The organism is Roseivivax sp. THAF30, assembly GCF_009363575.1.
In the GTDB taxonomy this organism is placed as follows: Bacteria; Pseudomonadota; Alphaproteobacteria; order Rhodobacterales; family Rhodobacteraceae; genus Roseivivax; species Roseivivax halotolerans.
Map to the genome: position 1 here is coordinate 14,175 of NZ_CP045389.1, position 11,913 is coordinate 26,087.

At 63.2% G+C, this 11,913-nt stretch carries 10 protein-coding genes and 1 pseudogene; 7 read left to right on the plus strand and 4 right to left on the minus strand.

What is annotated here, in order from left to right:
* Positions 1–220: 220 nt before the first annotated feature.
* Positions 221–589 (minus strand): helix-turn-helix domain-containing protein, encoded by a 369-nt coding sequence (locus tag FIU91_RS00050; protein WP_152460927.1) that lies wholly within the window; start codon positions 587–589, stop codon positions 221–223.
* 85 nt (positions 590–674) lie between these two features.
* Here FIU91_RS00050 and FIU91_RS00055 point away from each other — a divergent pair, with 85 nt between their 5' ends.
* From FIU91_RS00055 to FIU91_RS00080, 6 genes are all read left to right on the plus strand, one after another.
* Positions 675–2,177: an amidohydrolase family protein gene (locus FIU91_RS00055; RefSeq protein WP_152460928.1), complete on the plus strand. Its 1,503-nt coding sequence runs from the start codon at positions 675–677 to the stop codon at positions 2,175–2,177.
* Between the two features lie 567 nt (positions 2,178–2,744).
* Entirely contained in the window at positions 2,745–3,638 is an 894-nt protein-coding gene (locus tag FIU91_RS00060) for a bestrophin family protein (protein WP_152460929.1), read from the plus strand.
* Positions 3,639–3,821: 183 nt separating this feature from the next.
* On the plus strand, positions 3,822–4,631 hold the full coding sequence (locus tag FIU91_RS00065; protein WP_152460930.1) for a molybdate ABC transporter substrate-binding protein: 810 nt from the start codon (positions 3,822–3,824) through the stop codon (positions 4,629–4,631).
* Positions 4,632–4,635: 4 nt separating this feature from the next.
* Positions 4,636–5,667, plus strand: a complete 1,032-nt coding sequence (locus tag FIU91_RS00070) for an iron ABC transporter substrate-binding protein (RefSeq protein ID WP_152460931.1) — start codon at positions 4,636–4,638, stop codon at positions 5,665–5,667.
* Between the two features lie 7 nt (positions 5,668–5,674).
* Positions 5,675–6,661, plus strand: coding sequence for an iron ABC transporter permease (locus FIU91_RS00075; protein ID WP_216651617.1), 987 nt, complete (start codon positions 5,675–5,677; stop codon positions 6,659–6,661).
* Positions 6,658–7,455 (plus strand): ABC transporter ATP-binding protein, encoded by a 798-nt coding sequence (locus tag FIU91_RS00080; RefSeq protein WP_152460932.1) that lies wholly within the window; start codon positions 6,658–6,660, stop codon positions 7,453–7,455. Before FIU91_RS00075 ends, FIU91_RS00080 begins: the two co-directional genes overlap by 4 nt.
* Here FIU91_RS00080 and FIU91_RS00085 read toward each other — a convergent pair.
* Positions 7,428–7,640 carry a molybdopterin-binding protein gene (locus FIU91_RS00085; protein ID WP_152460933.1) on the minus strand — a complete coding sequence of 71 codons (213 nt, stop codon included), beginning with the start codon at positions 7,638–7,640 and terminating at the stop codon, positions 7,428–7,430. The genes FIU91_RS00080 and FIU91_RS00085 overlap by 28 nt on opposite strands.
* An 83-nt stretch (positions 7,641–7,723) precedes the next feature.
* Here FIU91_RS00085 and FIU91_RS00090 point away from each other — a divergent pair, with 83 nt between their 5' ends.
* On the plus strand, positions 7,724–8,848 hold the full coding sequence (locus tag FIU91_RS00090; RefSeq protein WP_152460934.1) for a putative sulfate/molybdate transporter: 1,125 nt from the start codon (positions 7,724–7,726) through the stop codon (positions 8,846–8,848).
* 149 nt (positions 8,849–8,997) lie between these two features.
* Here FIU91_RS00090 and FIU91_RS00095 read toward each other — a convergent pair.
* Both FIU91_RS00095 and FIU91_RS00100 read right to left on the minus strand, forming a co-directional pair.
* Positions 8,998–10,383, minus strand: a pseudogene (locus tag FIU91_RS00095) (transposase).
* A 393-nt stretch (positions 10,384–10,776) separates the two neighbouring features.
* Positions 10,777–11,889 (minus strand): C4-dicarboxylate TRAP transporter substrate-binding protein, encoded by a 1,113-nt coding sequence (locus FIU91_RS00100; protein ID WP_152460935.1) that lies wholly within the window; start codon positions 11,887–11,889, stop codon positions 10,777–10,779.
* Positions 11,890–11,913 lie beyond the last annotated feature (24 nt).

Genomic DNA, 11,913 nt, shown 5'->3' on the forward strand with positions numbered 1-11,913 from the left:
TCCGCCTTCGGAGACCAGCCATCACCGATCATGCAGCAATTTGATGAGCGCAAGATCAGCATTGCGCGGTGTCTTTCCGACCCCTGCGCTTGTCCGATCTAAACCGTCTGGCCGGTGGTCATCGGCACCTTAGCCAGAAAAGCGAACGTTTGCGGAAGATGACAGCGAGGGCGTTCGCGAAACGTGAACGCTGACCGTTCGCCGAGCATCCAGGCATCCCTCAACTCTGACGCTTGGCGAAGGCTGCGCGGTTCTTGGCGATGGTTTCCAGATTGCGCGCCGACCAGTCGCAAAGTGCAAAGAGCGGCTCCACGAGGCTTTCGCCAAGGTGCGTGAGCGCATACTCGACCTGCGGCGGTGTCGTGGGTTTCACGGTCCGCACCACAAGGCCGTCCTCTTCCAGCGCACGCAACGTGGTCGTGAGCATCTTTTGCGATATGCTCTCGATCTCACGGCGCAACTCGTTGAATCGCTTTGGTCTTTCCGTGAGAACCAGCACGACGAGCGCCGACCACTTGTTGCCGACCCGCGACAGGATGGGCGAGATTTCGTGACAATCGCCAGGAACTTCGAGGTGACCAAGTCGCATAAACGTGCCGTCTTGTCCAAAAAATGGGAGGTGCTAACTCGCAGTCGCTAACACACTTTTCGATACTTGGATACGGAGATATACCATGTGTAGAGCCTGTGGCGATCCTACTCACCAGCCGTCACGCCGCCAGTTCCTCAAAGGGTCGGCGCTGGCCGCAACTTCCCCGCTCCTTTTCGGTGGCGGACAGGCGCAGGCGCAATCCGGCCCTCGAAACAACGTGCCCGGCGAGACAGGGCGGCGCATCCTGCTGCGTGGCGGGCATGTGATGTCCATGGATCCGACCGTGGGCAATTTCGAGACCGGCGACGTGCTCATCGAGGGGCGGCGGATCGTGGACGTGGGGGCCTCCATCGACGCAGGCGACGCCGAGGTGGTCGATGCCACAGGGCGCGTCGTCATGCCGGGCTTTATCGACACCCACCACCACCAGTTCGAAACCGCGCTGCGCGGCTGGCTGGCGGACGGCATCATGTATGATGATGGCACCGAGGCGGGCAGCCCGAATTACCTCGACGACATCCTCGGGCGCTTCGCGATGGCCTACCGTCCGGAAGATGTCTACGTCTCGGAGCTTTTCGGCGGCCTCAGCCAGCTCGATGCGGGCGTCACGACCGTTCATGACGTCTCCCAGATCCACCATTCGCCGGAACATTCCGACGCGGCCATCTCGGCGTTGTTCGATGCCGGGCGTCGCGCGGTGTTCGGCTATTTCGAGGGCTACGGCCCGCAGACGCGCTATCCAACGGACGCCACGCGCATTCGCGAACAATTCTTCGCGTCCGACGATCAGCTCTTGACCATGAGCATGGGCGCGGAGATCTACCTTGAGGATGTCGACCCCGCCGAATTGCGGCGTATCGCCGGCGATCTGGATCTGCCGGTAGCCTACCACGTCGTCGGCAGCCTTGGGATGGCGGAGTCGATGCAGGCCCTCGCACGCGAGGGTGTGATCGCGGAAAACCACATGCTCATCCACATGACGGGGATGCCAGATGATGTCTGGCGAGCCGCAGCGGATGCCGGCGCCCATGTCTCGCTGGCGGTCCCGATCGAGATGACCATGCGCCACGGAACGCCGCCAATGCTCAAAGTGTCGGAATTCGGAATGGCCCCATCGCTGTCCGTGGACGTCGAATGCACCCTCACGGCGGATTTCTTCACCCAGATGCGCGGCGCGATGACGATGCAGCGCGCGATGGTCAACGAGATGGCGCTGGATGGCGTGGAGGATCGGCCCGCACTGCTCAGAGCGCGTGACGTGATCGAATACGCGACCGTGAATGGCGCCGAGGGCCTTGGGCTGTCGCGGAAGGTCGGATCGCTCACGCCGGGCAAGGAAGCGGATATCATCCTGCTCGACGCAACCGCACTCAACGTCGCGCCGCTCAACAACGTTCCGGGGGCCGTTGTCGGTCTCATGGAGCGCACGAATGTGGAGAGCGTGATGGTGGCAGGCGAATTCCGCAAGTGGCGTGGCCAGCTCGTTGGCCATGACCTCGATGCCCTTCGCAGCCGGATCGAGGCCTCCCGCGACTACCTGTTCGACGCCGCCGGGATCGAACGTGATCTCTTCCCCCTCGATTGAGGCCCGGTCTTCAATCGGCTGCCCGGCGGAACGCGTCCGCCGGGCAGACAATGTCCTAAACCGAGAGGAGACGCCTCCGGCTACCCGACATATCGAGGACCTGCGATGATGCGATCCAGGTGATCACCGAGGCAGAGCAGCACGTCCATTCTTCCTGGGCTCGACGAATTTAGGCGAATGGCCCACAACGGCAAAAATGCTCCTCAGGCTCAGCATACATGAAGAGGGATGCCGAGGGTGCTGTCGATCGGAAGTCCGTCAATATCCCAACGCGGACACGGGACGGGATTTGGATACCCGCAAACGATTGAGATACCTTTTCGGAACCTTGCTGCTCGATCACTACCGCTTCTATTGAAATCGATCTTTCGGCACGTCGTTGTGCGCGGTCGCTCAAGAAATACAGCGGCATGCTCTGGGCATCGCGCATTCTTCCATCACCTCGGGTGCAAGCCGTAACGCACCCGAAAACCCGACACGTCGCCACAACACGTCGACATGCCGTTCAAAGGCTCTTTGTTGACGGCCTGAGCGCTATGAAGGCGATATCACACAACGAGCGCGTCAATGATCATTCGAGACAGCCCCAGCCATCTTGGCCTGTTCCTTGTCACCCAAGGCTCGATCGTGCCGCGGATCGCGCCGCTGATCGGGCTCGTTTTCGTGTTTGCTTTCACGATTTGGCTTGTTGACGGGACGCTGTTCACACTGCCGCATATCCCTCTTCAGGCCACGAGCATCTTTGGCATCGCATTGTCGCTGTTCCTCGGTTTCCGCAATAACGCCGCCTATGAGCGTTGGTGGGAAGCACGTCGCCTCTGGGGTCAGTTGGTGGCCGATTTCCGGAGTTTTGCGCGCGAGAGCGATCTTTTCGTCGAGAATGCGCAAACACGGGAGGCGCTGATCCACGAGGCTTTGTGTTTCATCCACCTGCACAAGCGGGATCTGCGCGGCGACGATATTTCGGCCGATCTGGCGCGCTGGGGCGGGCCCGGCACGCAGTTTGAACGGGCCAAGGCTTGCGATGCCTTGAACAGGGCCGCGCGCCACATTCGGGATGCGGCCCGGCGCGGCGAGATCGACGGGTTCGGATGCAAGGCGCTGAGCGAACGGCTGGCGGCGATCGCACTGGCGCAGGCGGGGTCCGAACGGATCCGGAATACGCCGCTGCCCTTCGTCTACTCGCTTCTCGTTCTGCGCACGACGTGGCTCTACTGCTTCGCCGTGCCCTTCGCGCTGATCGAGACCACGGGCGTTCTGACGCCCCTTTTTGCAGCCGTCATCGCCTACGTCTTCTTCGGTCTCGCGGCGGTCACCGACGAGCTCGAGCATCCCTTTGGCACGGCGGTTCATGCGCTGCCGCTGAATGCGATGTGCCGCACGATCGAGATCGCCCTCGCACCGCGCCTCGGTATGACCCCGCCCGATCCGCTTGTGCCCGAAGATCACGTCCTGACCTGACCGCCTCTCGGATGCGAGCGTCACGGCAGGCAACGAGGGTTTCTCGCCGGGAATGTCCTGCGGGACGTCTGTGCCGCATTCCGTGATTGGCAATATCTTGCATTTGACTGCAAAATTTCCCGAAGTCATTATTTCCCGGAGCAAGAGGCTGTGGCGGCGCATGTTCATGAGCGGAGTGGCACAATGCGGGTATCGATATTGCCTTTCATCGGGGTGGCCGTCCTGAGCGTGGGTCCGGCGGTAGGGCAGGACACGGTTTCGCTTGTCGCGGCGGGGAGCCTGCGCGCGGCGCTTGAGCAGGTCGCATCCGACTACGAAGCAATCAGTGGAACGTCGGTCGAGGCGAGGTTTGGGCCCTCCGGGCTCATGCGGCAGGACATAGAGGGCGGCGCACCGGCGCATGTCTTCGCGTCCGCGAACATGGCCCACCCCCGCCGTCTGGAAGACGCAGGTCTTGGCGGGCCGGTGGTCCTCTTTGCCCGGAACCGTCTTTGCGGGCTCGCGCAGCCGGATCTCGATGTCACGTCCGATACACTTCTCGACGTCATGCTGTCCGAGGAGACGCGCCTCGGCACGTCGACGCCCGGCGCCGATCCGTCGGGCGACTATGCCTGGGAGCTTTTCGGCAAGGCCGAGGACCTGGCTCCGGGCGCGCAGGAGATGCTCGAGCGGAAGGCAATGCCGCTGACCGGAGGCCCGGAGAGCGATCCCGCGCCAGAGGGTCGCAACACCTATGCCTGGGTGATGGAAAATGGCCGCGCGGATCTGTTCCTGACCTATTGCACCAATGCCGTACTGGCGCAGCGCGAGGTGCCGGATCTGCAAATCGTGCAGGTGCCCGAAGCGTTGTCCGTGGGTGCCGATTACGGGCTGACAGTGCTCGATGGCGCGCCGGACGCTGCGTGGCGCTTGGCGTTCCAAATCCTCTCGCCCGCTGGGCAGGCCGTTCTCGCCGAATATGGCTTCGATGCGCCGGGCTTACCGAAGGAGTGACAGAATGATCTTGCGAGCCCTCATCGCCCTTGCACTGCTTGCCGCACCCGCTTCCGCGCGGACCGTGACCGACAGCGCCGGCCGAACCGTGGAGATCCCGGACGAGATCGAGACGGTCTTTGCCGCGGGCCCGCCGGCCTCTGTGCTGGTTTACGTCGTCGCGCCCGAGACGCTCACCGGATGGCCGCGCGCCCTCAGGCCCGAGGAACGCGACTACATCGCCGAGCCTTACCGCGACCTGCCCGAGACGGGCCGCCTGACCGGGCGCGGCGGCGAGGCCAACCTCGAACGGGTTCTCGAGATCGCGCCCGACCTGATCCTCGATTTCGGATCGGTCCGGGACACGTATGTCGATCTTGCGGACCGCGTGCAGGAACAGACGGGCATTCCTTACATCCTCATCGACGGACGGTTCGAGAACACGCCGGAGGCGCTGCGCCTCCTCGGCGATGTCCTCGGCAAGCCCGAGCGCGGCGAATTGCTGGCGCAGGATGCCGAAGCGACTTTTGCCCGGATCGACGCGATCCTGGCCGAAGTCCCCGCGGACGCGCGGCCGCGCACCTACCTTGCCCGCGGGCCGGACGGGCTCGAGACCGGGATGAAAGGGTCGATCAACACCGAGATCATCGAGCGGGCGGGTGGCGCGAACGTCGCCGATGACGGCGGGCGGACGCAAGGCCTCGTGCAGGTCTCGCCCGAGCAGGTGATCGTCGCGGACCCCGAGATGATCGTGACCTGGGATCCGACATTCTACGAGCGCGTCTGGTCCGACCCGCTCTGGGCTGGCGTCGGCGCGGTCAGAAGCGGTGAGGTCTACCTCTCCCCGACGGCGCCCTTCGGCTGGATCGACCGCCCGCCCTCTCTCAACCGTATGATGGGGCTCAAATGGATGGCGAGACTTTTTTATCCCGACCGATGGGAGGGCAGCTTGCGCGATGAGACGGCTGAATTCTACGAGACGTGGTACCAGGTCGATCTCGGCGATGCAGAGCTCGACCGGCTGCTCGAATGGGCCGAGGGCCGTCCGCCCGAATGAGGGCGGGATGATGCGGACCGGGCTGAACGGCGCATTGGCGGCCGCTCTTGTCGCGCTCGCCTTCGGTGCGCTTCTCGTCGGCCCGTTCGGACTGACGCCAGCGCAGACCGTGGCGGCACTCTTCGGACGCGGTGACGCGCAGGCCCAGATCGTCGTCTGGAACATTCGCCTGCCGCGCGTGGCGGCCGCTTGCCTCGTTGGCGCCGCGCTGGCCGCGGCCGGGGCGAGCTACCAAGCGCTCTTCCGCAATCCTCTTGTCTCTCCTGATATTCTGGGGGTCTCTGCCGGGGCCGGTCTTGGCGCCGTCGCCGGGATCTTCCTGTCGCTGCCCGTCGTTCTCATCCAGCTCTCGGCCTTCGTGGGCGGACTCGCAGCGGTTGCCGTGGTCATGGCCGTCGCGTCCGCCGTGCGCGGGGGCGACCGGGTGCTGACGCTCGTGCTGACGGGCGTTGTGATCGGCGCGCTGGCGGGTGCTGCAACGTCGCTTCTCAAGGTCTTCGCGGACCCCTATGACCAGCTACCTGCAATCACTTTTTGGCTCCTTGGCTCGCTCGCCTCCGTCACGTCCGACGACATCCTGCCGGCGCTACCCGTCGTCGCACTTGGGCTGGTGCCGCTGGTGCTTCTGCGCTGGCGCATCAACGTGCTGTCGATGGGCGACGAAGAAGCGCGCGCCCTCGGCATCGAGGCGGGCCGCACGCGCCTTCTGGTCATCGCGGCGGCGACGCTGGTCACGGCCTCCGTCACCGCGGTCGCGGGCGTCGTCGGCTGGGTCGGGCTCGTCATCCCGCACATCGCACGAATGCTGGTCGGTCCGGGCTTCGGGCGCTTGCTGCCAGCATCGGCTCTTATCGGGGCGGGCTATCTTCTTCTCGTCGATACCGCCGCCCGGACGATCGCCGAGATCGAGGTGCCGCTCGGCATTCTCACTGCCGTCATCGGTGCGCCAGTCTTCGTCTGGCTTCTGGCCTCAGGCCGCAGAGGCTGGACATGAGGATCGAGGCCGAGAATCTTGCCATCGGATACGGGCGGGCGCGTATCGGCGAGGATCTGTCACTCGCGCTCGGACCCAGTGAGATCGTCTGCCTGCTGGGCCCGAACGGATGCGGCAAGACCACTCTCTTCAAGACGCTGCTGGGTCTGCTCCCGCGGCTGGGCGGCGCGCTTTCACTGAGCGGACAAGACGTCGCGGGCCTGTCCCGGCAGGACATCGCTCGCGCCATCGCCTACGTGCCGCAAGCGCATGCCCCGCCATTTCCTTTCGACGTGATCGAGGTCGTTCTGATGGGCCGGACTGCGCGGATCGGCACCTTCGCGCAACCGTCTGCGCGAGACCGCGAGATCGCAGAAGCGGCACTTGCCACGCTCGGCATCTCAGAGCTTGCCGGACGGGACTATGCACGGCTGTCAGGCGGCCAAAGACAACTGGTGTTGATTGCCCGTGCGCTGGCGCAAGAGGCACCGCTCATCGTCATGGACGAGCCGACAGCGAGCCTCGATTTCGGCAACCGCCTCGCGGTGCTGGACCGCATCTCGGCGCTGGCAGGGCCAAGCAGCGGTCGCGGCATCATCCTGTCGACCCACGATCCCGACCAGGCGCTTGCGCTATCGGCGCGTGTCCTCGCGATGTCGCACGGGAAGATGATAGCCGAAGGACAGGCGGCGGATGTGCTGACGCCTGCGCGTCTTTCGGAGATTTACGGCGTTCCGCTGACGGTCGAGCGAACCGCCAGCGGACGCCGCGTCTGTTTGCCCGAGCTTCAATCGTCGGCGGCGACCATCACATGAGACGCCTTGATGACCGCATAGGCCTCCTTGCCCTTCACGAGCCCAAGCTCCTCGACGGAATCGTTCGTGATCATCGAGGTGATGATCGTCCCGCCACCGACGTCGATCTTCACCGTGGCGTTCACGGCGCCTTTTTCGACATCGACGACCGTACCCTTGAGCGTGTTGCGTGCGCTGAGTTTCATGGAAACTTCCTCCTGGCTTGCCTCACTCTTCAAGGTCTGTTTCCGGAACCGAAGTTCAAGTCCGAAATCGCGGGAGTGGCGCAGTGACCGGTGTGCGGCATCGCTGGACGCTGTCCGAGTTCAATGGCGCACTCGGCGATACAGGGACGCTGCTGCCGCTGGTGATCGGGGCGATCACGGTCGGAGGATTGTCCGCGACACCGGTGCTGATCGGCTTTGCGATCGCATATCTTCTCACCGGTCTTGTCTACCGCCTGCCTGTCCCGGTCCAACCGATGAAAGCCATCGCGGCGCTCATAGTGGTCGGGGAGATCTCGCCCGATGCGGTTGCCCTATCCGGCGTCATGATGGGTGCTGTGCTGGTGATCCTCGGCGCCACCGGAGCGATCAACCGGCTCGCGCGTCTCGTGCCACGGTCGATCATCGCGGGCCTTCGGCTTGGCCTCGGCGCGAGCCTCGCCTGGGTCGCTACGGGCCTGATGATGGGCGAGTTCGGTCTTGCAACTGCGTCCCTCGCGCTCCTGACGATTGCGCGCATCGTCAAGGCTCCCTCTGCGCTTCTCCTGCTGGTTGCGGGGTTTGGCATCGCTGCATTTTCGGGCGCCTCCACAGTTCATGTGGAGGGGCCGCAGACACTCCTCTGGATCCTCTCGCTGGACCTTTCGCTTGTCTCGGACACATTGACCGACCTCGTCCTGCCGCAGCTGGCCCTGACGCTGACGAACGCTGTCATCCTGACGGCCCTCGTTGCCGGTGATCTCTTTGGGAACAACGCCGCACATGTGACGCCGAGACGGCTTTGCCTGACGTCCGGCGCGATGAACTGCGCGCTGGCTCCGTTCGGCGCGCTTCCGATGTGCCACGGCGCGGGCGGGCTGGCCGCGCATCATGCCTTCGGTGCCCGAAGCGGCGCGGCGGCGCTTATGATGGCGTGCCTGCTGGTGCTCGCCGCCCTTGCCGCGGACACAAGCACCAGCCTTCTTTCACGCTTTCCTGACAGCGTGCTCGGCGTCATGCTCCTCGTCGCCGCGATCGAACTCGCCAAAGATCGTCGACTGACGGACAGCCGGCCATCCTGCTATCCGGTCATCGCCATCACCGCCTTGACCTGCGTCGTTCTCGACCCGTTTGCCGGCTTGCTTGCCGGCACGGTGACCGAGGTTCTTCGCAAACTGGTTCTTCGGCTCATCCCGCTTCGCGAACCATAGCGGCCAGCGTATCGAGGTCCGCTTTTGCCTGCGCCTCCGGAACCGTTGGCACAAGCGGCGAAGGTCCGGTCTCCGCCGATTCTGTGGAAAAACACTCGTTTGCTGGCGCAGAATATCGCCGCATGGAAGGGGCACGAGCGCCTTTCGTGTCAGGCTTTTCGCGGTTGCTGCGGTGCAGGAAGGATCTTAGCCAGTTTGCGGAGGTTCTTGGCGGCTGCGGCGAGTAGGAATTCGTCGTTTGCGCCGTATGGCCCGCGTAATCGGAGCCGATTGAGGCCGAGGATTCGCTTGAGGTGGGCAAACAGCATCTCGACCTTCTTCCGTAGCTTCATCGAGATTACGTATTGGTCGGTCTTGGCGATCTCGCGGGCGACCTGGCGGGCGTCTTCATGTTCTTCACGAGTGATGGATCTGGCATCAGCGTTCGGGCAGCATTTTGCTTTGGATGGGCAGGCCTGGCAGGTCAGTTTCAGGGCACGGTACTTCGCTCTACCCTGTCCGGTCGGCCCCCGGTTCGGGTCGGAATAGTTCCTTCGGAATTGCTTCAGTTCTTGCCCCTCAGGGCAGATGTATCGGTCGTTCTCGGCGTCCCACTCGAAGTCCGCTCGGCTTCAGGTGCCGTCGGTGCGCTCGGACTTGTCCAAGACGGGAATATGCGGCGCGATCTCGCGGTCGACCAGCCAGCCCAGCATGGGCCCAGTGCCGTAGGCCGTGTCCGCGATCAGCCGTTCAGGATGCAGATCGAACCTGGCCTTCACCCGGTCCAGCATGGTCTTGGTCGAACCGACCTCGGCTTGCCGGATGGACCTGGTGGCTTCGACATCCACGATCACGCCATGATCCGTGTCGATCAGATAATTGTCGGAATAGCTGAAGAATGCCGGGCCCTTGCGGGCTGCCGTCCACTGGCTGGCGGGGTCGGAATGCGACGTGAACTTGGGCTGCACCTCGCTGGCGGCACCGAACGCTACCTCGTCCAGGGTGTCGAGATACTCGCGAACGGCCCGCGATGCGTCGGCGGGATCTGCCTGCGCCGGATTCCATTCTTCCTTTGGCGTCGAGTTCTGCTTGTTGGCATCCGCCTCGATGAGGCTTGCATCAACGGCCATGCGCTGGCCGCTGACGAGGCCTTCGTCGATGCAGCGGGCAACGGTCGTTTCGAACAGGTGGCGAAGCAATTCGCTGTCGCGGAATCGCCCGTGCCGGTTCTTCGAAAACGTCGAGTGATCCGGGACCCTGTCACTCAGATCGAGGCGGCAGAACCAGCGATATGCCAGGTTCAGATGCACCTCTTCGCACAGCCGCCGCTCTGACCGAATGCCGAAGCAATAGCCGACCAGCAGCATGCGGATCAGCAACTCGGGATCGACCGAGGGGCGGCCAGTGTGGCTGTAGAAATCTGCAAGATGGGCGCGGATGCTGCTCAGGTCGACAAAGCGGTCGATGGATCGAAGCAAGTGGTCTTGCGGGACGTGATCCTCAAGCGAGAACTCGTAGAACAACGCCGGTTGCACCTCCTGCCGCGGTCCCATCATCGCCGATCCTCCCACCCTTCACAGGAATTGAAACAGCCAGATGCCCCCCGATCAAGGACGAGTTTTTCAACGGAATACGCCCAACTCGAGCTTTGCAAGAAGCGCGGTACAAGTTGGCTTACAATAGAAAGCGTTGCGCCTGACCTGCGCGCTGCAAGCTCCTCATTCTGTGGTCAGTCTGTTGCTCCACTGAGGTATGGATGGGCAAGTGCAGCAGATTCGTCAGAGAATAGGTCGACGGTTTAGCGGCCAACCTCGGTGCACGGCGACGACGATACGCTGTAGCGGCGCCCGAGCGAATCACTGTCGAAAAGGTGGCGCGTGGAGTGCCCGACGAGGCAATCACGGCCGACTTTATGGCCGGCCGTGATTAGGCGGATTTTCAGACTTGCTTCATTCGACGCCGTAGGTCGCCGGATCGAGATTGTCGTAGATCTCGGTGCGGGCCAGTTCTGCCAGGGCTTCGATATCGGTGTGATCGACATCAGCCAGCAATTCTGCCCAACGATCCACGATGCGCTTGTAGTCTGTCAGGATCTCTTCGGGGTTCTCGACACCGCGCGATCTGGCGTTCTCGATCAGGACCGCTTCGTCCGCCTCCACGAAGGTAGCGAGTTCATCGCGCAGCTTCTGGTCAGGCTCGAAGACCTCCATGCCGCTCGCGACGGCGCTGGAGACGGCCTGCTCCACGTCAGCATCGAATGCGACGCGGTGCTGTGCGAGGTAATAGGCCATCTGGTCGAAAAGAACGGCGCGCTGCTCGGGGGGCAGGCCCTGCCAGAAGGCCTTGTTGTACCCCCATTCAAAGCCGGAGTAGTAGTTGCCTACCGCAAGTGTGTTCATAGATGTCACCACGTCCGACAGCGAGAAGCTGTCGAGCGCGTCGGCTGCAGCGACAGCGCAATCGAGCGATCCGGTGTCGAGACCGGTATACATCTCCGAGGACGGGATGGACACGGGCACGGCACCCACAAACTCGGCGAAGCGGGACCATGCGCCGCCGGCCATGCGCAAGCGTTTGCCCTGGATGTCTTCGTAGGTCTCGACAGGTGTGTTGCACATCATGACGTATTCCGAAGTGGAATAGCCGCCGCCGAACACGATGCCGTTCTCGCGCCACTCGTTCAGGGCGGCTTCATTCGTGAGACCGAATTCGGTCGAGGCGAAGGCCATGACCATGGGATCGGTGTTGTAGAATGCGGCGTTGCCCACAAGGTTGGCGATCGGCAGTTCGGACGGGGTATATGTGCCAGCGTGATAGCTGACCTGTGCGACCCCGTCGCGCAGACCTTGCAACGAAGCTGCCGGAGGTAACAGTGAGCCGCCGGAAAAGACGGTGAAGGTCAATTCTCCATCCGTCGCGTCGGCCACTTTTTCGGCGAACTCGACGTATGGTCCGCGCACCATAGAATGCCGCTCGGCAAAGAAATGGTTAGCGTTCTGGGCAGCGCTCGCCGAGCCCAGAGCGCTCGCGCATAGCACGATCATGGCGGTTTGTATCTTCATGTTATCCTCCCTTGGATTGATTTT